Origin of the sequence: Escherichia sp. E2562 (genome assembly GCF_005781075.1) — a bacterium.
GTDB lineage: Bacteria > Pseudomonadota > Gammaproteobacteria > Enterobacterales > Enterobacteriaceae > Escherichia.
Genome location: NZ_VATM01000005.1, coordinates 496,280 through 521,021, shown reverse-complemented (window position 1 = coordinate 521,021; position 24,742 = coordinate 496,280). Strand labels below are relative to the sequence as shown.

The 24,742-nt window shown below is 48.5% G+C and carries 22 protein-coding genes and 1 riboswitch; of the genes, 10 read left to right on the top strand and 12 right to left on the bottom strand.

Translation table 11 applies throughout. From position 1 onward, the window contains the following. Positions 1–181: 181 nt before the first annotated feature. The 3 genes from FEK43_RS11320 (at position 182) to yegS (ending at position 3,376) form a co-directional block, all read left to right on the top strand. On the top strand, positions 182–514 hold the full coding sequence (locus FEK43_RS11320) for a YegP family protein (RefSeq protein WP_130206970.1): 333 nt from the start codon (positions 182–184) through the stop codon (positions 512–514). A 343-nt stretch (positions 515–857) separates the two neighbouring features. Then, positions 858–2,219 carry a tRNA 5-hydroxyuridine modification protein YegQ gene (gene yegQ, locus FEK43_RS11315; RefSeq protein ID WP_135407306.1) on the top strand — a complete coding sequence of 454 codons (1,362 nt, stop codon included), beginning with the start codon at positions 858–860 and terminating at the stop codon, positions 2,217–2,219. A 257-nt stretch (positions 2,220–2,476) separates the two neighbouring features. After that, complete coding sequence (gene yegS / locus FEK43_RS11310; RefSeq protein ID WP_135407308.1) at positions 2,477–3,376, top strand: lipid kinase YegS; 900 nt, start codon at positions 2,477–2,479, stop codon at positions 3,374–3,376. A gap of 191 nt (positions 3,377–3,567) precedes the next feature. Here the strand turns inward: yegS and fbaB are convergent, their stop codons facing one another. Continuing rightward, positions 3,568–4,620: a class I fructose-bisphosphate aldolase gene (gene fbaB / locus FEK43_RS11305; RefSeq protein WP_000129551.1), complete on the bottom strand. Its 1,053-nt coding sequence runs from the start codon at positions 4,618–4,620 to the stop codon at positions 3,568–3,570. 256 nt (positions 4,621–4,876) lie between these two features. Here fbaB and FEK43_RS11300 point away from each other — a divergent pair, with 256 nt between their 5' ends. From FEK43_RS11300 to FEK43_RS11290, 3 genes are read left to right on the top strand one after another with little or no spacing between them, the layout of a single operon-like run. Continuing rightward, positions 4,877–6,154 (top strand): nucleoside permease, encoded by a 1,278-nt coding sequence (locus FEK43_RS11300; RefSeq protein WP_130206976.1) that lies wholly within the window; start codon positions 4,877–4,879, stop codon positions 6,152–6,154. Then, on the top strand, positions 6,151–7,155 hold the full coding sequence (locus FEK43_RS11295; protein ID WP_135407310.1) for an ADP-ribosylglycohydrolase family protein: 1,005 nt from the start codon (positions 6,151–6,153) through the stop codon (positions 7,153–7,155). The genes FEK43_RS11300 and FEK43_RS11295 overlap by 4 nt, the downstream gene beginning before the upstream one ends. Continuing rightward, entirely contained in the window at positions 7,152–8,117 is a 966-nt protein-coding gene (locus FEK43_RS11290) for a carbohydrate kinase family protein (protein ID WP_135407312.1), read from the top strand. Before FEK43_RS11295 ends, FEK43_RS11290 begins: the two co-directional genes overlap by 4 nt. Here the strand turns inward: FEK43_RS11290 and FEK43_RS11285 are convergent. The 5 genes from FEK43_RS11285 to rcnR form a co-directional block, all read right to left on the bottom strand. Then, a complete protein-coding gene (locus FEK43_RS11285) occupies positions 8,091–8,837 on the bottom strand; it encodes a GntR family transcriptional regulator (protein WP_115424782.1) in 747 nt (248 codons plus the stop codon). The two genes, FEK43_RS11290 and FEK43_RS11285, sit on opposite strands and share 27 nt — an antisense overlap. A gap of 51 nt (positions 8,838–8,888) precedes the next feature. Further along, positions 8,889–9,707: a glycoside hydrolase family 25 protein gene (locus tag FEK43_RS11280; RefSeq protein ID WP_130206982.1), complete on the bottom strand. Its 819-nt coding sequence runs from the start codon at positions 9,705–9,707 to the stop codon at positions 8,889–8,891. A 65-nt stretch (positions 9,708–9,772) separates the two neighbouring features. Next, a complete protein-coding gene (thiD, locus tag FEK43_RS11275) occupies positions 9,773–10,573 on the bottom strand; it encodes a bifunctional hydroxymethylpyrimidine kinase/phosphomethylpyrimidine kinase (protein WP_135407314.1) in 801 nt (266 codons plus the stop codon). Next, on the bottom strand, positions 10,570–11,358 hold the full coding sequence (thiM, locus tag FEK43_RS11270; protein ID WP_135407316.1) for a hydroxyethylthiazole kinase: 789 nt from the start codon (positions 11,356–11,358) through the stop codon (positions 10,570–10,572). Before thiM ends, thiD begins: the two co-directional genes overlap by 4 nt. Positions 11,359–11,392: 34 nt before the next feature. Further along, a riboswitch (TPP riboswitch) is annotated at positions 11,393–11,489 on the bottom strand. A 91-nt stretch (positions 11,490–11,580) separates the two neighbouring features. Then, on the bottom strand, positions 11,581–11,853 hold the full coding sequence (rcnR, locus tag FEK43_RS11265; RefSeq protein ID WP_000019944.1) for a Ni(II)/Co(II)-binding transcriptional repressor RcnR: 273 nt from the start codon (positions 11,851–11,853) through the stop codon (positions 11,581–11,583). A gap of 120 nt (positions 11,854–11,973) precedes the next feature. On the opposite strand from rcnR, the gene rcnA reads away from it, so the two are divergent. Next, complete coding sequence (gene rcnA / locus FEK43_RS11260) at positions 11,974–12,801, top strand: nickel/cobalt efflux protein RcnA (protein WP_135407318.1); 828 nt, start codon at positions 11,974–11,976, stop codon at positions 12,799–12,801. Positions 12,802–13,018: 217 nt separating this feature from the next. Then, positions 13,019–13,357, top strand: coding sequence for a Ni(II)/Co(II) efflux transporter accessory subunit RcnB (gene rcnB, locus FEK43_RS11255; protein ID WP_131161432.1), 339 nt, complete (start codon positions 13,019–13,021; stop codon positions 13,355–13,357). An 81-nt stretch (positions 13,358–13,438) separates the two neighbouring features. On the opposite strand, the gene FEK43_RS11250 is transcribed toward rcnB, so the two are convergent. From FEK43_RS11250 to apbC, 6 genes are all read right to left on the bottom strand, one after another. After that, positions 13,439–14,473, bottom strand: a complete 1,035-nt coding sequence (locus tag FEK43_RS11250; protein WP_135407320.1) for a putative fimbrial-like adhesin protein — start codon at positions 14,471–14,473, stop codon at positions 13,439–13,441. A gap of 15 nt (positions 14,474–14,488) precedes the next feature. Beyond that, positions 14,489–16,969 (bottom strand): fimbrial biogenesis outer membrane usher protein, encoded by a 2,481-nt coding sequence (locus FEK43_RS11245; protein WP_135407322.1) that lies wholly within the window; start codon positions 16,967–16,969, stop codon positions 14,489–14,491. A 15-nt stretch (positions 16,970–16,984) separates the two neighbouring features. Then, positions 16,985–17,659, bottom strand: coding sequence for a fimbria/pilus periplasmic chaperone (locus tag FEK43_RS11240; RefSeq protein ID WP_135407348.1), 675 nt, complete (start codon positions 17,657–17,659; stop codon positions 16,985–16,987). Positions 17,660–17,746: 87 nt separating this feature from the next. After that, on the bottom strand, positions 17,747–18,289 hold the full coding sequence (locus FEK43_RS11235) for a fimbrial protein (RefSeq protein WP_130206998.1): 543 nt from the start codon (positions 18,287–18,289) through the stop codon (positions 17,747–17,749). 291 nt (positions 18,290–18,580) lie between these two features. Continuing rightward, positions 18,581–18,862 carry a DUF2574 family protein gene (locus FEK43_RS11230; protein ID WP_130207000.1) on the bottom strand — a complete coding sequence of 94 codons (282 nt, stop codon included), beginning with the start codon at positions 18,860–18,862 and terminating at the stop codon, positions 18,581–18,583. A 258-nt stretch (positions 18,863–19,120) separates the two neighbouring features. Beyond that, entirely contained in the window at positions 19,121–20,230 is a 1,110-nt protein-coding gene (gene apbC / locus FEK43_RS11225; RefSeq protein ID WP_130207002.1) for an iron-sulfur cluster carrier protein ApbC, read from the bottom strand. A gap of 167 nt (positions 20,231–20,397) precedes the next feature. Here apbC and metG point away from each other — a divergent pair, with 167 nt between their 5' ends. Continuing rightward, positions 20,398–22,431 carry a methionine--tRNA ligase gene (gene metG, locus FEK43_RS11220; protein ID WP_135407324.1) on the top strand — a complete coding sequence of 678 codons (2,034 nt, stop codon included), beginning with the start codon at positions 20,398–20,400 and terminating at the stop codon, positions 22,429–22,431. 140 nt (positions 22,432–22,571) lie between these two features. Further along, complete coding sequence (locus FEK43_RS23395) at positions 22,572–23,942, top strand: WGR domain-containing protein (protein WP_346763262.1); 1,371 nt, start codon at positions 22,572–22,574, stop codon at positions 23,940–23,942. The last annotated feature ends 800 nt before the right edge of the window (positions 23,943–24,742 follow it).

Sequence of the window (24,742 nt, the reverse complement as noted above, 5' to 3'; positions counted from 1 at the left end):
TATTACCCTCTCTGAAAAAGAGAGGGATAAAGCCGTGCTCGTATTCAGATTTCAGCATATTTATCAGTAATCTCCCCCATGCATTAGAGGGTATTCCCCTGATTGGCAACCACCTGAATATCACCCATACTTAAATCGTTACATACTGTTTTCGATACGCAATTTCAAGCAAGGAGTCAATATGGCTGGTTGGTTTGAACTTAATAAGAGCAGTGATAATCAGTTCCGTTTTGTGTTAAAAGCGGGAAACGGAGAAATCATTCTCACAAGCGAATTGTATGCCTCAAAAGCCTCTGCGGAAAAGGGCATCGCCTCGGTACAAAGCAACAGTCCGCAGGATGAACGCTATGAGAAAAAGACGGCGAGCAACGGCAAGTTTTATTTCAATCTGAAAGCGGCCAATCATCAGATAATTGGCTCCAGCCAGATGTATGCTACCGCTCAATCACGCGAAGTCGGAATTGCCTCTGTAAAAACCAATGGCGTAAGCCAGACGGTGAAAGATAAGACTTAATCATTGTGCCGGGCGCGGATGACGCGCCCGGCTTTATTTCTAATAAACACTGGCTTATTGATGCTAAGGATCAATCCGCGCCATTAAAATAATGAGAGGATAAGTTTCATATTCGGTGAAAGAATTTTTGTTCTTCTTTTTGAACGCCACGTTATTTATTTCCTGCAAGTGCCGAAGAAATTATCGTTATTCGCATCCTTACCAAAACCAGGAGACGACCAGACATTTACACTGGAGCCAACCCCACCGATTGCGCTACAATGCCCGCCCTTAAAGTGGGGACACTCCCCTAACCGCTTCATCAGGTGAAGCGGATCTGACCTGTCATCAGAACGAGAGAATTATGTTTAAACCGGAACTCCTTTCCCCGGCGGGAACGCTGAAAAATATGCGTTACGCTTTCGCTTATGGCGCAGATGCTGTTTATGCGGGCCAGCCGCGTTACTCCCTGCGTGTGCGCAACAACGAATTCAACCACGAAAATCTTCAGCTCGGCATCAATGAAGCCCATGCGCTGGGGAAAAAGTTTTATGTCGTGGTCAACATTGCGCCGCACAACGCTAAGCTGAAAACCTTTATCCGTGACCTGAAACCGGTAGTGGAAATGGGGCCGGATGCGCTGATTATGTCCGATCCTGGGCTGATTATGCTGGTGCGTGAGCACTTCCCTGAAATGCCGCTCCACCTTTCCGTGCAGGCTAACGCCGTAAACTGGGCGACGGTAAAATTCTGGCAGCAAATGGGCCTGACCCGCGTGATCCTCTCCCGTGAACTATCACTGGAAGAGATTGAAGAGATCCGCAATCAGGTGCCAGATATGGAGCTCGAAATCTTCGTTCACGGCGCACTGTGCATGGCCTACTCCGGTCGCTGCCTGCTCTCTGGCTATATCAACAAACGCGACCCGAACCAGGGCACCTGCACCAACGCCTGCCGCTGGGAGTACAACGTCCAGGAAGGTAAAGAAGATGACGTCGGCAACATCGTACACAAATACGAGCCGATTCCGGTGCAAAACGTTGAACCGACGCTGGGTATCGGCGCGCCAACCGACAAAGTGTTTATGATCGAAGAGGCCCAGCGTCCGGGCGAGTATATGACCGCGTTTGAAGACGAACACGGCACTTACATCATGAACTCGAAAGATCTGCGCGCTATCGCACACGTTGAACGCCTCACCAAAATGGGCGTGCATTCGCTGAAAATCGAAGGCCGCACCAAATCTTTCTACTATTGTGCACGCACCGCGCAGGTTTATCGTAAAGCTATCGATGATGCCGCTGCGGGCAAACCGTTCGACACCAGCCTGCTGGAGACGCTGGAAGGTCTGGCGCATCGCGGCTATACCGAAGGTTTCCTGCGTCGCCATACGCATGATGATTATCAGAACTACGAATACGGTTATTCCGTTTCTGACCGCCAGCAGTTTGTTGGTGAGTTTACCGGTGAGCGTAAAGGCGACCTCGCGGCGGTAGCGGTTAAAAACAAATTCTCCGTTGGCGACAGCCTTGAGCTGATGACTCCACAGGGCAATATCAACTTTACCCTTGAGCATATGGAAAACGCCAAAGGCGAAGCGATGCCGGTTGCGCCGGGCGATGGTTATACTGTGTGGATCCCAGTCCCGCAGGATCTCGAACTGAACTACGCGCTGCTGATGCGTAATTTCTCTGGGGAAACCACGCGTAACCCGCACGGCAAGTGATTAATTTCAAGTATTTTTCCCAGATAGAAAATTCTTAGAAACCGATCACATACAGCTGCATTTATTAAGGTTATCATCCGTTTCGCTGAAAAACATAACCCATAAAATGCTAGCTGTACCAGGAACCACCTCCTTAGCCTGTGTAATCTCCCTTACGCAGGCTTATTTTTTTGCACCACGACTTTCATCCTGTTCTGACTCCACCTTCTCTTTTCTGCTCTACACTTTCTAAAGATCAATAATAAAGGCATACGACGATGGCCGATTTTCCCGCCAGTTTGCTGATTCTTAACGGCAAAAGTGCTGACAATGAAACATTGCGCGAGGCGATTATGCTGTTGCGTGAGGAGGGAATAACGATCTATGTACGGGTCACCTGGGAGAAAGGTGATGCCGCGCGTTTTGTGACTGAAGCGCGTCAACTCGGCGTCGCGACAGTGATAGCAGGCGGTGGTGATGGCACCATTAATGAAGTCTCCACGGCGTTGATTCAGTGTGAAGGCGATGACATTCCTGCTTTGGGGATTTTGCCGCTAGGTACAGCGAATGATTTCGCCACCAGCGTGGGGATCCCTGAGGCGCTGGATAAGGCGTTGAAACTGGCGATTGCCGGTAACGCTATTGCGATTGATATGGCGCAGGTTAACAGGCGCACCTGTTTTATCAATATGGCAACGGGCGGGTTTGGTACGCGTATCACCACCGAAACACCGGAAAAATTAAAAGCCGCGCTGGGGGGAGTCTCTTACATCATTCATGGCTTAATGCGCATGGATACATTGCAACCGGACCGTTGTGAGATCCGTGGTGATAATTTTCACTGGCAAGGAGATGCCCTGGTTATTGGCATTGGCAACGGACGTCAGGCCGGTGGCGGTCAGCAGTTGTGCCCAAATGCGCTGATTAATGATGGCTTATTGCAGTTGCGTATTTTCACCGGAGATGAAATTCTTCCGGCCCTCGTATCCACATTAAAATCTGACGAAGATAACCCGAATATTATCGAAGGCGCTTCGGCGTGGTTCGATATACAAGCACCACACGAAATTACGTTTAATCTTGATGGCGAACCGTTGAGTGGACAAAACTTTCATATTGAAATACTTCCGGCGGCGCTGCGTTGTCGATTACCACAGGATTGTCCGTTATTGCGTTAATCAAATTATTCTCTCTTGAATTAGGGAAAATCAGTTATGCCGGATGCGGTGTAAACACCTTATCCGGCCTATGGGGCTGTGCTGTGCGTAGGCATGATAAGACGCTTCAGCGTCGCATCAGGCATAGGTTGCCGGATGCGGCGAGAACGCCTTATCCGTCCTACGGGGCTGTGCTGTTCGTATGAAGCACATCAGGCGATAGTAATTTTGCTATCGAGATAAACGTCCTGCACGGCGTTAATCAGTTTCACGCCGTCAGCCATCGATTTCTTGAACGCTTTACGTCCGAGAATCAGCCCCATTCCGCCAGCGCGTTTGTTGATGACCGCAGTACGCACCGCATCACTAAGGTCGGTTTCACCGCCTGCAGCACCGCCGGAGTTAATCAGCCCTGCACGCCCCATATAGCAGTTAGCTAACTGATAACGCACCAGATCAATCGGGTTTTCACTGGTCAGCTTGCTGTACACGCGATCGTCGGTATAACCGTAATTAATCGCTTTATAGCCGCCGTTATTTTCCGCCATTTTTTGTTTGACGATATCTGCACCGATGGTCGCCGCCAGATGGTTCGCCTGACCAGTCAGGTCGGCGGAAACATGGTAATCAACGCCATCTTTCTTAAAGGCGGAGTTACGCAAATAGGCCCACAGCACTGTCACCATGCCCAGCTCGTGCGCACGTTCAAAGGCCGCAGAAATTTCTTCAATCTGACGACGTGACTCTTCCGAGCCAAAATAGATAGTCGCACCAACCGCCACCGCGCCCATGTTGAACGCCTGCTCCACGCTGGCATACAGCGTTTGATCGTAGGTGTTCGGGTAACTTAGTGTCTCGTTGTGATTAAGTTTGACGAGGAATGGAATGCGGTGCGCGTAACGCCGCGATACCGATGCCAGCACGCCGTAAGTTGACGCCACACAGTTGCAGCCCGCTTCGATCGCCAGTTCCACAATGTTTTTCGGGTCAAAGTAGAGCGGATTGGCGGCGAATGAAGCTCCGGCGGAGTGCTCGACGCCCTGGTCAACCGGCAGAATAGAAAGGTATCCTGTGCCGGCCAGACGCCCAGTGTTGTAGAGCGTCTGCATATTACGTAACACCGCTGGCGGACGATTATTGTCAATCATCACGCGGTCTACGTAATCATGTCCGGGGAGATAAAGCTGGTCAGAAGGAATAGTCATACAACGGTGCTGTAAAAGGTTGTCGGCGTCTTTGCCAAGCAACTGCGCAATATCTGTCATTACTATGCTCCCGTAAATTCCGATTGGATATCGGCTATGGATTGTCCTGGCCCACCTTTTGCGGGCAATCATAATCCTGGTCGTTACGGGCTGGTTTTGCCATCTTTTGGATGTTTTTTCAGCGTTTTCTGTTGGCACGATTCATCAGAAAAAATGTTACAGCGGTCAAGTTTTCACCGCAAAGGTGTTTAAAAGGTATTGTTAAGTGGTATTGTCAGCGCGTACCTTACATTACCTGTCATGAAGGAATTAAAAGATGAAAACAACAGCAAAGCTGTCGTTCATGATGTTTGTTGAATGGTTTATCTGGGGCGCGTGGTTTGTGCCATTGTGGCTGTGGCTAAGTAAAAGCGGTTTCAGTGCCGGAGAAATTGGCTGGTCCTATGCATGTACCGCCATTGCGGCGATCCTGTCGCCTATTCTGGTTGGCTCCATCACTGACCGCTTTTTCTCGGCGCAGAAAGTGCTGGCTGTATTGATGTTCGCCGGTGCGGTGCTGATGTATTTCGCCGCGCAACAGACCACCTTTGCCGGGTTCTTCCCGTTACTGCTGGCCTACTCGCTAACTTATATGCCGACCATTGCGCTGACTAACAGCATCGCGTTTGCCAACGTGCCGGATGTGGAGCGTGATTTTCCGCGCATTCGCGTACTGGGGACTATCGGCTGGATTGCCTCTGGCCTGGTCTGCGGATTCTTGCCTCAGATGCTGGGATATGACGATATCTCACCGACCAATATTCCGCTGTTAATTACCGCAGGAAGCTCCGCATTGCTCGGTGCGTTTGCCTTATTCCTGCCAGACACTCCGCCAAAAAGCACCGGCAAAATGGACATTAAAGTCATGCTCGGCCTGGATGCGCTGATCCTGCTGCGCGATAAAAATTTCCTCGTCTTTTTCTTCTGCTCATTCCTGTTTGCGATGCCACTGGCGTTCTATTACATCTTTGCCAACGGTTATCTGACTGAAGTCGGCATGAAAAACGCCACTGGCTGGATGACGCTCGGCCAGTTCTCTGAAATCTTCTTTATGCTGGCATTGCCGTTTTTCACCAAACGCTTTGGTATCAAAAAGGTATTATTGCTTGGTCTGGTCACCGCCGCGATCCGCTATGGCTTCTTTATTTATGGCAGCGCGGATGAATATTTTACCTACGCGTTACTGTTCCTCGGCATTTTGCTGCACGGCGTAAGCTACGATTTTTACTACGTTACCGCCTACATCTATGTCGATAAAAAAGCGCCCGTGCATATGCGTACCGCCGCGCAGGGGCTGATTACGCTCTGCTGCCAGGGCTTCGGCAGTTTGCTCGGTTATCGTCTTGGCGGCGTGATGATGGAGAAGATGTTTGCTTATCAGGAACCGGTAAACGGGCTGACCTTCAACTGGGCCGGGATGTGGACTTTTGGCGCGGTGATGATTGCCATTATCGCCGTGCTGTTCATGATTTTTTTCCGCGAATCCGACAGCGAAATTACGGCTATCAAGGTCGATGATCGCGATATTGCGTTGACACAAGGGGAAGTTAAATGAAAACAGAACGTATTCTCGGTGCTCTTTATGGGCAGGCGTTAGGGGATGCGATGGGGATGCCCTCCGAGCTTTGGCCACGCAGCCGCGTTAAAGCACACTTTGGCTGGATTGACCGTTTTCTGCCTGGACCAAAGGAGAATAACGCGGCCTGTTATTTTAACCGCGCCGAATTCACCGACGATACCTCGATGGCGCTGTGTCTGGCGGATGCGTTGCTGGAACGTGAAGGCGAGATCGATCCGGATCTGATTGGGCGTAATATTCTCGACTGGGCGCTGCGTTTCGACGCCTTCAACAAAAACGTGCTTGGCCCAACCTCGAAGATTGCGCTTAACGCCATTCGCGACGGTAAACCCGTTGCTGAACTGGAAAACAACGGCGTGACTAACGGTGCGGCGATGCGCGTCTCACCATTGGGGTGTTTACTTCCGGCGCGTGATGTTGATTCCTTTATTGATGATGTGGCGCTGGCGTCCAGCCCGACTCATAAATCCGATCTGGCGATTGCGGGGGCGGTGGTTATTGCATGGGCGATTTCTCGTGCCATTGACGGCGAAAGCTGGTCAGCGATTGTTGATTCTCTACCCTCGATTGCGCGACATGCTCAACAAAAACGCATCACCACATTCAGCGCCTCACTGGCGGCACGTCTGGAGATTGCGCTGAAAATTGTGCGCAATGCCGACGGCACCGAATCCGCCAGCGAACAGCTTTACCAGGTCGTTGGCGCAGGCACCAGCACCATTGAGTCCGTGCCGTGCGCCATTGCGCTGGTTGAACTGGCACAAACCGATCCGAACCGTTGCGCCGTCCTGTGCGCCAATCTTGGCGGCGACACAGACACCATCGGCGCCATGGCGACGGCAATTTGCGGCGCGTTGCATGGCGTTAACGCTATCGATCCTGCATTAAAGGCGGAACTGGATGCGGTAAATCAGCTTGATTTCAACCGCTATGCCACAGCGCTGGCGAAGTATCGCCAACAACGGGAGGCGGTATGAGCGGCGCTCGATTACACACGCTGCTGCCTGAATTAACCTCGCGTCAGCCGGTTATGGTGATTGGCGCGGCGGTCATTGATGTGATCGCCGACGCTTACGCCCTGCCCTGGCGCGGGTGCGATATCGAGCTGAAACAGCAGAGCGTTAACGTTGGCGGCTGCGCACTGAATATTGCCGTGGCGTTAAAGCGCCTCGGCATCGAAGCGGGTAATGCCCTGCCGCTCGGTCAGGGGGTGTGGGCGGAGATTATTCGCAACCGGATGGCGAAAGAGGGGTTAATCAGCCTGATCGATAACGCCGAAGGCGACAACGGATGGTGTCTGGCGCTGGTTGAGCCGGATGGTGAACGCACGTTTATGTCGTTCAGTGGTGTGGAAAATCAGTGGAATCGCCAATGGCTGGCGCGATTAACCGTTGCGCCTGGCAGCCTGCTCTATTTTTCCGGTTATCAACTGGCCTCGCCCTGCGGCGAATTGTTAGTGGAATGGCTGGAAGGGCTGAAAAACGTGACGCCGTTTATCGATTTTGGCCCACGTATTGGCGATATCCCGGATGCATTACTTGCGCGGATCATGGCCTGTCGACCTTTAGTGTCACTCAATCGTCAAGAGGCTGAGATTGCCGCCGAACGTTTTGCTTTATCCGCAGAGATAACAACGCTTGGCAAGCAATGGCAGGAGAAATTTGTCGCGCCGTTGATCGTCCGTCTCGATAAAGAAGGTGCCTGGTATTTCAGCAACAACGCTTCTGTCTGCGTTCCGGCATATCCAACGCAAGTTGTAGACACCATTGGCGCAGGCGACAGTCATGCAGGTGGCGTACTTGCCGGGCTGGCCTCTGGTCTGCCACTGGCGGATGCCGTATTACTGGGCAATGCAGTGGCGTCGTGGGTTGTCGGGCATCGCGGCGGTGATTGTGCGCCAACGCGCGAGGAACTACTCCTCGCACACAAAAACGTATAGATCGCTGCGACAGTGGCTGATGCTGTACTCAATAGGCCGTTGCTGTTGGTCAAGTGCCACTTGCTTGATCACCAGCACCGGTATTTTGCTATCTAACTGAATATGTGACTGAAACTCAGCATCCGGCATTCGGGCGCTAACACGGGAACGGGTACGCTTAGGAAAAATATGCTGACTGCGGAAGTAGTCATAAAGAGAAATCCCGATGGCATCAACATCATGAATTAAATGCGCCGGAACCCACGATTCCTCAATGGATACCGCGTCTTCATCGACATAACGAATACGCTTCAATAAAAAGACATCACTTCCCGCTTCGACCGCCAGTTGCTGCGCCACCTCTTCGGGGCATTTAACCACTCGCTTGTTAACCCACAGCGTATCGGGCTTTTTCCCGCGCAACACCACCTGTTGAGAAAATCCTCGCGCTTCTTTCAACGAGTATTCAAAGATGTTGTTGATCTGCGTGCCGTAGCCACGCGAACGCGTCACCACGCCCTCTTCTTCCAGCGCCTGCATCGCCTTGCGCACCGTAATACGCGAAACGCCGGTTAACTGACTTAAATCACGCTCGCCGGGTAAAATATTGCCATGTTCCAGCACCCCGCTGCGCACGGCATTTTTTACCGTTTCGGCAAACTTAATATAAAGCGGCGTGTTGTCCGCCGCTAAAATACGCTCATTCAGTTGAGCGATAAGCTGGGTATGCGCTTGTTCCATTTGTCTTTTTCCTGCCGGGGAGTCTGGTAGGAGTATATCACTGCTGGTTATTTAAGGCGTTTCTTTAATGCCATCAACGAAAGCCTGCAACTCCTCCGCCTTGCCATTAAACACATTAAAATCCACCGGACCATTAATGCCATCTACCTGTCCACGGTCGGAATGCTGCCAGAAGCGCCAGGCCATGCCGTCATTGTCCGGGCGACGTTGGTAGTAGTGCGCTACCCACCACGGATACTCATTGAAATACCCCGCCAGGTTCGTGTGATAAAACACGGCTCCTGAGTAAATAATCGGCTTTTTTCCCGTACTTTTTTCGACCATTTTTAGCCACTGACTTACCCGCTTGCGTAATTCTTTTGCCGATAATTTTCCTCGCTCTTCTACGTCCAGCACGGCAGGGAAATCGCCGTGGGCAAAATCCACCGTTTGCAGAAATAATCTTGCCTGAACTGAAGCGGATACCGACGGAGAAAAATAGTGATACGCCCCACGCAGCAGGCCATTTTCACGGCTTCTTTGCCAGTTGCGCGAAAAATACGGGTCAACCAGCTTTTCACCTTCCGTAGCCTTAATAAAAGCAAACTGTAAGCGGATACCGTTGTCGCGCATTTTTGCGACACGCTGCCAGTCGATCCGCTCCTGCCAGCGTGAAACATCAATACCATGAATGGTGTAATTGGCAGGAATGCGAATAGCAAAAGATTTGACCGGGCGATAACCATAAAAGTGGATGTAGTCTTTAATCTGAATTGCTGTCGAATAGAAAAAATTCACCGTCTGACGGGGATGAATCGCAACGATGGAAATTAGCCCCAGAGCGCATATCAAAGCGGTGAATTTTTTTCGACTGGCGATTCTTAGCTGCATTGGTTTCATCCCTGAATTTCAGCGCGAAAAAGCTGAAAAATGCCAAAGCAGCTATACTACGGTGCTCACCACCAGGCGTGAAAGTGGTGAACCGGACCAATCCCGTGGCCAACTTCCAGCGAGTCTGCCTGCGCTAACGCCGCAGAAAGCCAGCTTTTTGCCTCCTGTACGGTGTCAGCCCAGTTTGTATGGCGCGGGCTTAGTGCAGCCAGCGCCGCAGAGAGCGTACAACCGGTGCCGTGGGTGTTTTTGGTCATAATACGCGGTGCGGTAAACCGTTGTTCACCTTCGCGGGTAAACAGCCAGTCCGGGCTTTGCTCGTCATCCAGATGACCGCCTTTCATCAGCACTGCACCGCAGCCCATCGCCAATAATTCACGTCCCTGTTCCAGCATTTCCTGTTCGTTACGCGCGTGTGGCGCATCGAGCAAGGCGGCAGCTTCGGGCAAGTTTGGCGTTATTAATGAAACCAGTGGCAATAATCGACCGCGCAGCGTGGCAACCGCCGAAGGTGAAAGCAGCGGATCGCCACTTTTTGCCAGCATAACGGTGTCGAGTACCACGTTTTGGATCTGATAACGTTGCAGCCGTTCTGCCACCGCTTCAACAATATCGGTTTCCGCCAACATACCAATTTTAGTGGTGTCGATTCGCACATCGCTGAACACCGAATCGAGCTGGGCGGCGACAAAATCAGGCTCAATGCGATACACCGACTGTACGCCACGGGTATTTTGCGCCACCAGTGCAGTAATAACTGAGCAACCATAAGCGCCAAGTGCCGAGAAGGTTTTAAGATCGGCCTGAATCCCCGCACCACCACTCGGATCAGTACCGGCAATCGTCAGAGCGTTAATCCGTTTCATGCCTGCACCTCCTGCGTCAGCTGCCAGAGCGCGTCAAGGAGATGTGGAACAAAACTACCCGGCCCCTCGCTTCTGGCGACTGCGCGTTCTCCCGCTTGTTTCATCCAGTGACAGGTAGATGCGACATTTTCCAGCGTATCACCCGGTAATGCACAACTGGCGGCGACGACTGCCGATAATGCACAGCCAGTTCCTACCACTTTGGTCATTAACGGATCGCCGCCGTGAATGACAACGGTGCGACGACCATCGGTAACATAATCTACCTCGCCAGTGACCACGACGACTGCGCCAGTTTCCCGTGCCAGAGTTTGTGCGGCGGGCAACGCGTTAGCTGCGGCGTCAGTGGTATCCACTCCCCGTCCGCCATTAGCAATGCCAGCTAATGCCATGATTTCCGAAGCATTACCGCGTATCGCTGCCGGTTTAAAAGATAAAAGTTCATGACAAAAACAGCGGCGATAATCGAGCGCACCAACCGCAACCGGATCAAGCGTCCAGGGCGTTTGTGATCGTGTTGCCTGCCCAACGGCGGCACGCATCGCCTGCGCACGTGGCTGCGTCAGTGTGCCAACGTTAATCAACAAGGCACTAGCGATGGCCGCAAACTGACTGGCCTCTTCGGCTTCGATAACCATCGCTGGCGATGCACCGAGCGCCAGTAAGGTATTAGCAGTAAAGGTTTGCACCACATCATTGGTCATGCAGTGCACAAGGGGAGAGTGTTGGTGAAAGAGGTGTAACGCGTGCGCAGATTGCGCGGAACTCAGCAGGTCGACTTGCATAGTTTGCTCCTGCCATAACGTGAAGAAGCAATGACCTGATGGTCTGTGACTTCCCTACGCTGGCATTATCCAGATCAGGTGATACGGGTATTTCTCAGCCTTCACGCAGAAGGGCACCCCGAGTCGTTTGGTTGCGATGATAAATCGCAGAGGAGGATGGTAATGTCCAGCGCACGTGTTGTAAACGAGGAAAAACCGCAGTTTTACAATCGCGTTAATAAATTATTTGATATAAGAATCTAGCACCTTCAGAACGACATCCAGATCTTCTTCACGTTTTAGCTCATCCCCCTGGTGAACGATGTGTTCCGTCAGATGACCTTTAATCACTTCCCGCATCAGACCGTTTACCGCGCCACGGATAGCAGCAATCTGTTGTAAAACTGCAGCGCATTCATGCGGTTCGTCGAGCATTTTCTTGAGCGCCACGACCTGGCCCTGAATCTTACTGGCACGCGCTTTCAGTTTCTGTTTATCACGGATTGTATGAGACATGGCAACACCTGGTTAACAAGAACATGAAAAATCATAGCACTATTAATCTACTGGGGGGTAGTATCAGGTACTGGGGGGGAGTAGAATCAGATTGCCGAATTAATACTAAGAATTATTATCATGACCGAATTTACCACTCTTCTTCAGCAAGGAAACGCCTGGTTCTTCATCCCTAGCGCCATCTTACTTGGTGCGCTTCATGGCCTGGAACCAGGGCACTCAAAAACGATGATGGCGGCGTTTATCATCGCCATTAAAGGCACCATTAAACAGGCGGTGATGCTTGGACTGGCGGCAACCATTTCGCATACGGCAGTAGTCTGGTTGATTGCTTTTGGTGGGATGGTGATCAGCAAACGCTTTACTGCTCAGTCAGCGGAGCCGTGGCTTCAGTTGATTTCCGCGGTGATCATTATTGGCACCGCTTTCTGGATGTTCTGGCGTACCTGGCGCGGCGAACGCAACTGGCTTGAGGATATGCACGGGCATGATCATGAGCATCATCACGACCACAAACATCACCACGACCACGAACATCATCATCACGAACATGGTCAGAGTGACGAGTATCAGGATGCTCATGCGCTGGCCCATGCCAGTGACATTAAACGACGCTTTGATGGTAGAGAGGTCACCAACTGGCAAATTTTGCTGTTTGGCTTAACCGGCGGGCTTATCCCCTGCCCCGCAGCGATAACAGTACTGTTGATTTGTATTCAGTTGAAAGCCCTCACGCTGGGAGCAACGCTGGTCGTCAGTTTCAGCATCGGCCTGGCATTAACGCTGGTAACAGTAGGCGTTGGGGCGGCAATCAGTGTTCAACAAGTTGCAAAACGCTGGAGCGGATTTAACACTCTCGCTAAACGCGCCCCCTATTTTTCCAGTCTGTTAATTGGTTTAGTCGGGTTGTATATGGGAGTGCATGGTTTTATGGGTATTATGAGATAAAACAAACACCTGGGCTTCGTTATCCCTTTAGCCCAGGATGATTCTTAAATCAGCTTATTCCGCTCACTTCTCGCTCAATGAGGATGCTTTTGCTGCATCCTTTCATTTACACTTTTTACGAAATCATGGGATCACTAACAAAATATCTCTTGTCGGTTATATTGTATGGCAGGAAAGATATGCGACTGATTTTACTGATCCCCAAAGTGGAGAGTATATGACCATAAAAAATAAGATGTTGCTGGGTGCGCTTTTGCTGATAACCAGCGCAGCATGGGCCGCACCAGCCACCGCGGGTTCGACCAATGCCTCGGGAATTTCGAAGTATGAGTTAAGCAGTTTCATTGCTGACTTCAAGCATTTCAAACCAGGTGACACCGTACCAGAAATGTACCGTACCGATGAGTACAACATTAAGCAGTGGCAGTTGCGTAACCTGCCCGCACCTGACGCCGGAACCCACTGGACCTATATGGGCGGTGCATATGTGCTGATCAATGATACCGACGGAAAAATCATTAAAGCCTACGACGGTGAGATTTTTTATCATCGCTAAAAAAAGCCCCCTCGGAGAGAGGGGGAAATGCAGACACCTTATTATTTTTTATTATTAGCCACTTGCTCGTCTTACTTGTTATTAGTCGTATTTCACGTTGATTAATGCGGTTGCCTGCAGTGCGCCAGATTTAACTTTATTTTTATCATAAACATAGTAGCTGGCAGTTACCGGAATTGAGACCGTTGTATCTGTAATTTTTGACTTCGCCGCAATTTCTTTTAAATTTGTGTATCCTTTACTGCTGTCAGTGATATTTAAAAATGTGACTGGCGAACCATTACTTTCAAGAATAAATCCTACACCATTATCTTCCGCACCTTTAAGGATCGTGTTACTACTGCCCAACAAATCAGAACTTGATAAATACATCTGCATTTTCCGTGATGTTTGATTCTGTTGGCCTAATAAATTTTTACAACGCAGAACAATATTCCCTTTGTTACTGTTAATTGATGTTTTATTGCCAGCTTCTGGTAGTTGTGAAACAGGTATACTCTCTAAAGTAATTAATAAATCATCAGGTTTGCAGGTTGTGTTTAACGGGTTGTATGACAATGTCAGATTAAAGGAATAGACACCTGCATTTTGAGCCAAGGCATTTCTGTAGCTATTTACACATGCATCCCATGACTTCCCACCTAATAAACACAGTAAAAATTGTACTGCGGCACTCCCACGCGTTGTTGAGGAAGCACTGGATAATGTCGCGACTCCATTAATCATCACTGAACCGCCGCCCCCCGCAGAAACATTCACTTTTGCATTACTGGTCGCAGGTGTCACCGTTACCGAATAACCACTGGTGAAACTGGTCTGGTTATTTGACAACGTGATGTTGTTTTTGTTGGTCCATTCAAAATGTAAATTTAATTTAATGGTATCGTTATAAAGCCCAACAATAATATCCGACGGACTCATGGGAGTGATAGTATTTGTACTCACGCATGACGAATCATTAAAATTATGCTCATATGTCGCCGTTTGTGTTTGAGTAAGTGCAAAATCCCCCTGAACAACCAAATTGTGCTGCACGGATAGTTCACCATAACATGCCGCATAGCTCACGGGGATAACCATCATCATTAATATAAATAGCATTATACGAATTTTCATAGAACCACCTGACTATTACTGGCAAATATAATTTCTACTTTCATCAATCTCTTTACCGAAGGTGATTGTGCATGAAAGCCCTTGTTGCTTATCAATTGCCACATTAACCGATGGCGGTACGTCATTAGTGCGAATAAATATCTGACTTCCCTGGCCGACAACACCAATATTGTGACCGTGGATATCATTGACTTCATAACCAAACGTTAATGGTTGCCCATCCGCTCTTGACGCTTTTATAAACCAGGGCTTGCGCTGATCGGTATCAAAATTAACCAATACAACCGCGCCGCGATAAGGTGCGGCAATTTTCCGGTTACCGCGCAATTCTGCTTCGCTATCGCTTTGCGACACATCCAGCATCAGGTGATTTTCCCGATAAGGTGTCATTCCGTCGTATACCACCACTCCATTACGGTTTGTTGTGCGATATTTTTGCCCATTGACATAAGCATCTTTAATTCCTGGCGCCTTCATCACAGCAAACGTTTCGGAAAGACGGTTCGCCAGATTAACGCCACCCGACCAGGCGACAATGCCCCCTGAAACACTGGCTCCAGCCTGTCGATAAGTACTCGACTGACTATAGCTGCCATTCACTGTTGCCACCGGCGCGTTCCAGGTTAAATTCGCTCCAGCTGTCGTTTCATTTCCCTGGTGTTGATGGCTCAAGTTGATCCCATAGTTAAACTGATCGCGATTACCAACGGTTCCCGATAATCCGGTATTATTTGAGGAAAAACCCTGATCATCAAAGGTCGTTGAGTTAGACATATATATTTGCCGCCGCGACGTCGTAACGTCATCACCCCAGTCAAAGGGAATCGATATAAAAATATTAAAACGTTTCTCTTCGGCGTGGTTCTCGTCATACGCCTGACTTGCCGCGAGGGTATAGCTTATCCGCCGCCAGTTATTGGAATAACTCAGTTGATAATCTTTACTACTGCCACTGCGCCCCCAGTAATCACGCCATAAAGTACTTAATGACACAGATCCCCAGCCTTCTGGCAATGACTGACTCATATTGGCGGAAAAACTATTTTTGCGACCAAAATCATTCTGGTAATAATCGGCAATGTCATAGACATCGTTTTTATCACGACGATAATTATCTTTATTATTTGCCCACACATAATCGTTAAACGTGCGGTAATCACGCGACGAATAACGCCAGGCCGCCAGACCAAAACGCGTCGACGTTTGGCTCACAAATTTGTTGTAGGCAATTTGATAACTTTGCCCGTCAAACACATCACCATTGTCTTGTTTACTGTGCGATTTAGTTGCATCGACTGAAATTGCGCCAATGCGCGTGTTCCAACCTGTTCCGAGGGTAAACGCATAGTAATTATTAGCAACCATCGTGCCGCCATACAGCGTCAATAAATTATTAAAACCATACTGATAACCTGCCTGGACAAAATCACTTTGCTTGCTCGCACCTTCAATATGACTACGGCCCGCCGCAAAATCATATTTTGATACGCCAGGTTGCAGCATATTAGGTACTGCCGCATAAGGCACCAGATACGTAGTCACAGAACCATCGGCTTCCTTAACACTCACATCAAGATCCGCACCTCCGCCCGCTAACTGCAAATCACTAATCGAAAACGGGCCAGGTGGAACCTCTTTCTGATAAACGACAAAACCGTTCTGTTCAATAGTTACCAACGCGTTACTCTGGGCAATCCCCTGTACCCGAGGGGTAAAATTTTGCCTCGAGTTTGGCAACATCTGCATATCACGAAATAACCGAACCCCGCTGAAGCGAACGGAATCAAATATATCGGCTGACGTGTACATATCACCAATACGCAGCGTACCGAGAATTTGAGAAAATCCACGTTCCAGATACAGTGTGTTGCTCTTCCACTCCCCTGGATTATTATCCGTTTTGCTAAAACTGGCATCAGAATGCAACTGCCATCCCAGCAAATTTAGCCCACTGTTAAAACGCACATAGGTACTCTTACTATTACCCGAGGCTTTATAGTCACTGTAATACTGACTTACGTAATAAGACGTATAAAACGCATTAATTCCCCGTTCCCAGTTTTCTGGCGGAACGTAACCATTTTCCAGTTCTTCGACCCAGGCTTGCGGGACAGCAAGATCCAAACGAAAAATTCCAATATCCCAGGCGTAGCTTCCACCCTGTACAAGTTGCTCAAATGTTAAACATTGTTTGTCGCGTGCGAAATTATCGCTATTTATACCTAACCGCTTTACAATTTCACGCGTCAGGCAAGTTTCATCTGGATTATCTTTTACGATAATCTCATATTTTCCACGCCATTGCTTATTGACATAAATATCAATGTCATACTGGCCGGGTAAAGGCTGATTATCATCAAGACGCAAATTTGTTACTTGCTCACCTTTCATTCCTCCCATCATAAAATGGGTGTCAAAGGTTTCTTCTGTTGCATGTGCTTCAATGCCGAGCAATAACGCGACTATTGCTGATGCAAGCGGGGTCATTCTCAACATAGGAAGCTCCTGCAATTAAATTTTGTCACTAATATAGTTGCCGTGATCATCGATAATGGTCAGTTGCCAACTATCCGTATTATTATTTTTTACACTGACATTCTGACTTTCTAGTGGTGCAATCATGATAGTTTCATAATTCACTTTGACGTTATTAGCTTTAACGTCAGAAATCGTTACCCAATTTGGCGAATCATTTTTTATGACTACGTTATTACCGCTACGACTCACTCGCAGTTTTTTAAAAGTTGTTTTATTTACTGGAGCTACACCTGCAGGCCGGTAAAACAACTTGATTCTATTTTGCATGGCAAATTTTAACGCATTATTTCCTTCATCTTCTGGGCTATTCGGTGGAATATCCAGAACGTTTAGATAGAAAATACTCTCCTTATTAACAGGTAATTTATTAGGCATGATTTTAATTTTTATTTGTTGCCCAGAATTGGCCGCTACTTTCACTACTGGTGGCGTTAACATGAAAGGAACCTGGATCTTTTCTGGCGGCAGAGACGTGTCACCATCATCAATCCACGTCTGCACCAGCGAAGAGCGGTTTCCCTGATTCATCAGTTGTACCATGACTTCTTTCTGCTCTGCCGGGTAAATGATACGTGTCCCGAAAATAACCATTCCGGCATGCGCAGGAAATATCATAGAAGAGATGAGTAAAGATAATAATCCTTTCATCTTAATGCCTCTTATATTTATGCTGACCGCCATGAACATGGCGGCCATTTTAATTTGCTGAAAAAATAAGATAATTATTTTAAATGTTTAATCCTGGGCAACACGCATAACCAATGAAGAGTTAACAGTACCAGATGCAACACTACTGTCAGTCAACTTCAGATATTTTGCCTTAAACGGTATGGCATATTGTCCATCAGCAGTTTTATAACTTTCAATATTAAACGGTGCGGAAATATCCAGTACGTCACTACTATCACCCAAATAGAGATAGTATCCAACGGTGTCATTACTACTGGATATCGCCTTATCATTACCAAGAATTTTCTCGTTGGTGATCAATGAAAGTTTTACGCCATCAATAGTCTTCGGACAAGATATTTTCAGCATACTGCTGGTTACACCAACCGCGTTATCATAAGTTGAATATTTCGCTTTACCATCAAATACAGTGGTTGGTACAGTCGGCATATTAATACTGACTGAATCACCACCAGCGACAAATGTACATGGAGATTCAGCAATATTACCTTTAATGGTTAAAGTTCCGGTATCTACTTCAGCAGCGAAAATACCAGCACTCATAAATACAGAGGATAAGACAGCGGCAGCAATAATTGAATTTTTCATAATGCATTCCTTAATAAGTTTATTTTGTTTTGTTAAGAGTCTGTATCTCTTGGAAACAAATTTCTCACACCCAAAAGGTTACCGCAATGTAAACATATTGTTTTGTTGATTTAAAACAAATTAACCAATGCAATATAATTACAACAAATAATTCGCTATAAAAAACATTTTTAAAACTGATTGATTACCGTAAATTACTGTAAATAACATTTATTAAATAAATAAAAAAAGCCAAAATCATTCACGAGAATGATTTTGGCTTTCTAAATATGCTTAAACGGTGTTGCCAAATTAATCGTAACGATTTAACACGATTTTGCGTTTGTCATTATTACCCACTGCAACCACTTCTGTCGTAACGCCTTTTGCAGTAGAAGATGCACGATAGTTGGCTTCAACTCGTTGTAACAACCGCCCACAACGTTGCTGAAGATGATTATTAACAACATCCATACTGCATGTAGGGGAACTAATCCTGCCATTGATGGTTAATGTTGCAGTATCAGAAGAGAACGCGGGTGATGCTAGTCCATAAGCAAGAAAAAAAACTCCTGACAACCAATACTTATTCATTGAACGTTATCCCTGTAGTAAAGGTTATGCCGGGTAGATTGAGTGCATAACAAACTATAGCTGTACATCCGCTACACAGCCACGAGGGATGATAAAGAGACAGTGCTTGCACAATCAATCGCCTTTGTACAGTTTCGGACTAAAATCCGCTGAATATTCGCAGCATCAAAAAAGGGGTTATTAAAGCTGCAAAAAATTCACCGCATCAATTTAACATTGATACGGTGAATGAATAATAACCAGAAAGATTAATACGCGTTATACGGCGCGAAAGGCAATCTCGCCAGGGATGACTTCGCCCTGCCAGTAGAGCTGGGCTGCAACACGGTCTGCCAGCTGGCGGTAGATAGCGGTAAATTCGCTCTCCGGACGGCTGATAACCGTTGGCGTGCCTTTATCGAGATCTTCACGTAAGGAGATGTGTAACGGCATCTGCCCCAGCAGTTGCGTGTGGTATTTCTCTGCCAGTTTCTCTGCGCCGCCAGTGCCGAAAATCGGCTCGTGGTGACCACAGTTACTGCAAATATGCACACTCATGTTCTCGACAATACCGAGCACCGGAACTTCGACCTTTTCAAACATCACGATGCCTTTTTTGGCATCAATCAACGCGATATCCTGCGGCGTTGTTACCACTACTGCACCCGTCACCGGAATGTTCTGCGCCAGCGTCAGCTGAATGTCACCAGTTCCTGGCGGCATGTCGAGCACCAGATAGTCGAGGTCTGGCCATAAGGTTTCTTGCAACATCTGCATTAGCGCCTTGCTGGCCATTGGACCACGCCATACCATCGCATTGTCGTCAGTGACCAGATAACCAATTGAATTAGTTGCCAGGCCATGAGACATAATCGGTGCCATGTGAGTACCATCCGGCGAGGTTGGACGCTGATTTTCCGCCCCCAGCATGGTTGGGATTGATGGGCCGTAGATATCGGCATCCAGAATACCAACTTTCGCCCCTTCTGCCGCCAGTGCCAGCGCCAGGTTTACCGCCGTGGAGGATTTACCCACGCCGCCCTTACCGGAACTGACTGCAATAATGTTCTTCACGCCATTAATACCCGGCTGATTCTTCACGCGTTTCAGAGTGGCGATGTTATGCGACAATTTCCAGTCGATAGCTTTCGCCCCAGTGATACGCAGCAATTCGGCGCTACATTGCTCTTTTAACTCTTCAAACGCACTATGCCAGACAAACGGCATAACCAGTTCCACATGCAACGTGTCGTCCATCCAGGCAACATGGTGCAACGCTTTTAGCGTAGTGAGGTTATGCTTGAGGGTTGGGTGCTGAAAATTGGCCAGTGTCCCGGCGACCATTGCGCGCAGGGCTTCTGGTGATTTGGCCTGGGATTGTTCGTTCATCCCGACTCCTTATTTATAAAGATAACTTATCGCTATTAGTTTACCTGAAGTTAACAGCTAAGTACTTACCTAATAATGCATCCTAAGATGCTTGCACAGGACTTACGTAACCATGCCCCATTTGGTACTATCTAAGCCCTTTTCACTACAAAGAAGTAATGCCTACTATGACTCAAGTCGCGAAGAAAATTCTGGTAACGTGCGCACTGCCGTACGCCAACGGCTCAATCCACCTCGGCCATATGCTGGAGCACATCCAGGCTGATGTCTGGGTCCGTTACCAGCGAATGCGCGGCCACGAGGTCAACTTCATCTGCGCCGACGATGCCCACGGTACGCCAATCATGCTGAAAGCCCAGCAACTTGGTATCACACCGGAGCAGATGATTGGCGAAATGAGTCAGGAGCATCAGACTGATTTCGCAGGCTTTAACATCAGCTACGACAATTACCACTCTACGCACAGCGAAGAGAACCGTCAGCTGTCGGAGCTTATATACAGCCGCCTGAAAGAGAACGGTTTTATTAAAAACCGCACCATCTCTCAACTGTACGATCCGGAAAAAGGCATGTTCCTGCCGGACCGTTTTGTAAAAGGCACCTGCCCGAAATGTAAATCACCGGATCAATACGGCGATAACTGTGAAGTCTGCGGCGCGACTTACAGCCCGACTGAACTGATCGAGCCGAAATCGGTGGTTTCTGGCGCTACGCCGGTAATGCGTGATTCCGAACACTTCTTCTTTGATCTGCCCTCTTTCAGCGAAATGTTGCAGGCGTGGACTCGCAGCGGCGCGTTGCAGGAGCAGGTGGCAAACAAAATGCAGGAATGGTTTGAATCCGGCCTGCAACAATGGGATATCTCCCGCGATGCGCCTTACTTCGGTTTTGAAATTCCGAACGCACCGGGCAAATACTTCTACGTCTGGCTGGACGCGCCGATTGGCTACATGGGTTCCTTCAAGAATCTGTGCGACAAGCGCGGCGACAGCGTAAGCTTCGATGAATACTGGAAGAAAGATTCCACCGCCGAGCTGTACCACTTCATCGGTAAAGATATTGTTTACTTCCACAGCCTGTTCTGGCCTGCCATGCTGGAAGGTAGCAACTTCCGCAAGCCGACCAACCTGTTTGTTCACGGCTATGTGACAGTGAACGGCGCGAAAATGTCCAAGTCTCGCGGCACCTTTATTAAAGCCAGCACCTGGCTGAATCATTTTGACGCTGACAGCCTGCGTTACTACTACACGGCAAAACTCTCTTCGCGCATTGATGATATCGACCTGAATCTGGAAGATTTTGTTCAGCGTGTGAATGCCGATATCGTGAACAAAGTGGTTAACTTGGCATCCCGTAACGCTGGCTTTATCAACAAGCGTTTTGACGGTGTGCTGGCAAGCGAACTGGCTGACCCGCAGCTGTATAAAACCTTCATTGATGCCGCTGAAGTGATTGGTGAAGCGTGGGAAAGCCGCGAATTTGGTAAAGCAGTGCGCGAAATCATGGCGCTGGCTGACCTGGCTAACCGCTATGTCGATGAACAGGCTCCGTGGGTAGTCGCAAAACAGGAAGGTCGCGATGCTGACCTGCAGGCGATTTGCTCAATGGGCATTAACCTGTTCCGTGTGCTGATGACATATCTGAAGCCGGTTCTGCCGAAACTGACTGAACGTGCAGAAGCATTCCTGAATACGGAACTGACCTGGGATGGTATCCAGCAACCGCTGCTGGGCCATAAAGTGAATCCGTTCAAGGCGCTGTATAACCGCATCGACATGAAACAGGTTGAAGCACTGGTGGAAGCATCCAAAGAGGAAGTAAAAGCCACTGCTGCACCAGTTACTGGCCCGCTGGCAGACGATCCGATTCAGGAAACCATCACCTTTGACGACTTCGCCAAAGTTGACCTGCGCGTGGCGCTGATTGAAAACGCAGAGTTTGTTGAAGGTTCTGACAAACTGCTGCGCCTGACGCTGGATCTCGGCGGCGAAAAACGTAATGTCTTCTCCGGCATTCGTTCTGCTTACCCGGATCCGCAGGCACTGATCGGGCGTCACACCATTATGGTGGCCAACCTGGCACCACGTAAAATGCGCTTTGGTATCTCCGAAGGCATGGTAATGGCTGCTGGTCCTGGCGGGAAAGATATCTTCCTGTTAAGCCCGGATGCTGGTGCTAAACCAGGCCATCAGGTGAAATAATCCCCCTTCAAGGCGCTGCATCGACAGCGCCTTTTCTTTATAAATTCCTAAAGTTGTTTTCTTGCGATTTTGTCTCTCTCTAACCCGCATAAATACTGGTAGCATCTGCATTCAACTGGATAAAATTACAGGGATGCAGAATGAGACACTTTATCTATCAGGACGAAAAATCACATAAATTTTGGGCGGTGGAGCAGCAAGGCAACGAGTTGCATATCAGTTGGGGCAAAGTCGGCACCAACGGGCAAAGCCAGGTAAAAAGTTTTGCTGATGCTGCTGCGGCGGCGAAAGCGGAACAGAAGCTGATCGCAGAGAAAACGAAAAAAAGCTATGTGGAAGGCGATTCGGCAAACGTATATATCCCTCCAGTCACCAAAGCCACTCCTGAAGTTAAAACTCCCCCTGTGAGTCAAAATAAACGCCCATGGCTGGCTGATGATGCAGTCATTCCGGTAACTGACGATATTAATCGATTTGCTTTTCCTCATCGCCGCAGGCCAAGAGAAATTAATTATCCGCGCAATAAAGGAGAGATATGGAAGCGTATTGCAGATAACACCAATGCATATGATTTAAAACAATACTACAGTTCTTATCCGGAAAACTGGAAGCAGGCGTTTGCCGAATTACAGTTGCGAATCCGGGATAATCTACAGACAGGGAGTGCGCAGTCTGACGCAGCATTACTCTGGCACTTTAGGAACTCTTACTCTGCAGATGAACTGGTCGATGACTTAGTCATTCGCTGTGGTCTGGAAAGTGCCGTTGAAATTGCCCTTCTCGCTCTTCAACTAAAATATAAATCAGTAAAAGGCGTCGTCACGACCATTATTCCTCCAGCTCACGAAGCAGAATCACTACCGAATTGGCACCAACGACTTTGTCATCATCTTTCACTCGCCTCAGAAGATGAGTGGCAACGCTGTGTAGATAAAGTACTCACCGCCATTCCAACGCTATCCCCGGCACGGCAACCTTTTGCGGCGTTACTGCTCCCTGAACGCCCAGATATTGCCAATGCTATGGCTCTACGCTATGCAGACCAAAACGTTCCGGCGATGACCTGGTTAAGACTGGTGGTAACCGATGATGCCGCTCTGACTACAGCGGAAAAATACGACTTCCCGCCATTACATCGTGATTTTCGCGCTTATCTGGCAATGTTGCTGGCAAATAATGGAATTCGCGGTGCAGGCCGTATACTTACTGAGTTTATGGAAGAGCATTCTGACAATCCCACTTATCTCTTCGAGCGCATCAGCGAGACTGAAAATCTTGTCAAATGGCTATGGAAAACGAATCACCCGGATGCGATTCAAATTCTGATCCTCGGTGTGATTGGCAAGAAAAAGCACCTGGAATACTTAAGCAAAGCTTGTCACAAACATCCCGCTGCGGCTATTGCCGCTTATGCAACTTTGCTGGCAATACATGAAGATGCACAGTGGCGTAACGCACTTGTCAAACTGATTACCGCCACGCCAGAGTTAGTCACTGACGTCATTCCCTAGCTTAATGCTAAGGCGGCAGGCATCTTATCTGAATGTCGTCCTCAGTCAGTAGCTGAAGAATGTGATTACGCCACTGCGGATATGTTGCCACAATTGCTTGTTTCGCCCCCCTGGATGACCAAAGAGAAAAAGAAAAATACGCCGGGGTTTGATCTTCCTGTGCTCCCAGTTCCTTCTGTTTCGGATATCACTCCCGAGATTGCCAAAAGACTAACCCGTACATACCTTGTCACCCGCTTCCAGCAAATAGCCCAACAGCAGGCAACAAAACAAACATTGTTTACTGACCTGCCGCCGATGGAAAAAGCAAGCTGGGAGACTCACTTAGTCCCCCTTACGCCAGAACAGCAAATTCTGTGGCATCTTGGTTTTGACAAATGGCGGGAGAGCGGAGAAAAAACATACGAAAAAATTCCGGCGCTACAAAGTGCCGTTGATGCCCTGCTACGCTTCGATTTTCCAGCACTCAATGCTGAATTTGCGCAATACCATAACAGTGCTTACAAAAGCTGGAATCTCATTGCCCTCTGTTATCTACCTGGTCAACAGGCCATTTCTTTTCTTAACCAGATAGTCAAAGAAGATAACTACTCTGGTGAGGGAAATATTCTGGCAATTTTTGGTAGTGCCGCCATTCCTGCATTTATGACCTGCCTGCAACGTGATCCACGACGCCTGTGCTTCTTCACCTTTTTCCTTGGTGTCAATGACCTGGCCTTACCGATGGCGCAACAGCTACAGAAAAAAATGTCTTATGAAGATGCGCGAAACTGGCTAACTGATTACCCACGCCATGCCGC

Bases quoted from the DNA above. Each gene is read 5' to 3' on its own strand.
- FEK43_RS11320 (WP_130206970.1), top strand. From the start codon at position 182: ATGGCTGGTTGGTTTGAACTTAATAAGAGCAGTGATAATCAGTTCCGT.
- yegQ (WP_135407306.1), top strand. From the start codon at position 858: ATGTTTAAACCGGAACTCCTTTCCCCGGCGGGAACGCTGAAAAATATG.
- yegS (WP_135407308.1), top strand. From the start codon at position 2,477: ATGGCCGATTTTCCCGCCAGTTTGCTGATTCTTAACGGCAAAAGTGCT.
- fbaB (WP_000129551.1), bottom strand. From the start codon at position 4,620: ATGACAGATATTGCGCAGTTGCTTGGCAAAGACGCCGACAACCTTTTA.
- FEK43_RS11300 (WP_130206976.1), top strand. From the start codon at position 4,877: ATGAAAACAACAGCAAAGCTGTCGTTCATGATGTTTGTTGAATGGTTT.
- FEK43_RS11295 (WP_135407310.1), top strand. From the start codon at position 6,151: ATGAAAACAGAACGTATTCTCGGTGCTCTTTATGGGCAGGCGTTAGGG.
- FEK43_RS11290 (WP_135407312.1), top strand. From the start codon at position 7,152: ATGAGCGGCGCTCGATTACACACGCTGCTGCCTGAATTAACCTCGCGT.
- FEK43_RS11285 (WP_115424782.1), bottom strand. From the start codon at position 8,837: ATGGAACAAGCGCATACCCAGCTTATCGCTCAACTGAATGAGCGTATT.
- FEK43_RS11280 (WP_130206982.1), bottom strand. From the start codon at position 9,707: ATGCAGCTAAGAATCGCCAGTCGAAAAAAATTCACCGCTTTGATATGC.
- thiD (WP_135407314.1), bottom strand. From the start codon at position 10,573: ATGAAACGGATTAACGCTCTGACGATTGCCGGTACTGATCCGAGTGGT.
- thiM (WP_135407316.1), bottom strand. From the start codon at position 11,358: ATGCAAGTCGACCTGCTGAGTTCCGCGCAATCTGCGCACGCGTTACAC.
- rcnR (WP_000019944.1), bottom strand. From the start codon at position 11,853: ATGTCTCATACAATCCGTGATAAACAGAAACTGAAAGCGCGTGCCAGT.
- rcnA (WP_135407318.1), top strand. From the start codon at position 11,974: ATGACCGAATTTACCACTCTTCTTCAGCAAGGAAACGCCTGGTTCTTC.
- rcnB (WP_131161432.1), top strand. From the start codon at position 13,019: ATGACCATAAAAAATAAGATGTTGCTGGGTGCGCTTTTGCTGATAACC.
- FEK43_RS11250 (WP_135407320.1), bottom strand. From the start codon at position 14,473: ATGAAAATTCGTATAATGCTATTTATATTAATGATGATGGTTATCCCC.
- FEK43_RS11245 (WP_135407322.1), bottom strand. From the start codon at position 16,969: ATGTTGAGAATGACCCCGCTTGCATCAGCAATAGTCGCGTTATTGCTC.
- FEK43_RS11240 (WP_135407348.1), bottom strand. From the start codon at position 17,659: ATGAAAGGATTATTATCTTTACTCATCTCTTCTATGATATTTCCTGCG.
- FEK43_RS11235 (WP_130206998.1), bottom strand. From the start codon at position 18,289: ATGAAAAATTCAATTATTGCTGCCGCTGTCTTATCCTCTGTATTTATG.
- FEK43_RS11230 (WP_130207000.1), bottom strand. From the start codon at position 18,862: ATGAATAAGTATTGGTTGTCAGGAGTTTTTTTTCTTGCTTATGGACTA.
- apbC (WP_130207002.1), bottom strand. From the start codon at position 20,230: ATGAACGAACAATCCCAGGCCAAATCACCAGAAGCCCTGCGCGCAATG.
- metG (WP_135407324.1), top strand. From the start codon at position 20,398: ATGACTCAAGTCGCGAAGAAAATTCTGGTAACGTGCGCACTGCCGTAC.
- FEK43_RS23395 (WP_346763262.1), top strand. From the start codon at position 22,572: ATGAGACACTTTATCTATCAGGACGAAAAATCACATAAATTTTGGGCG.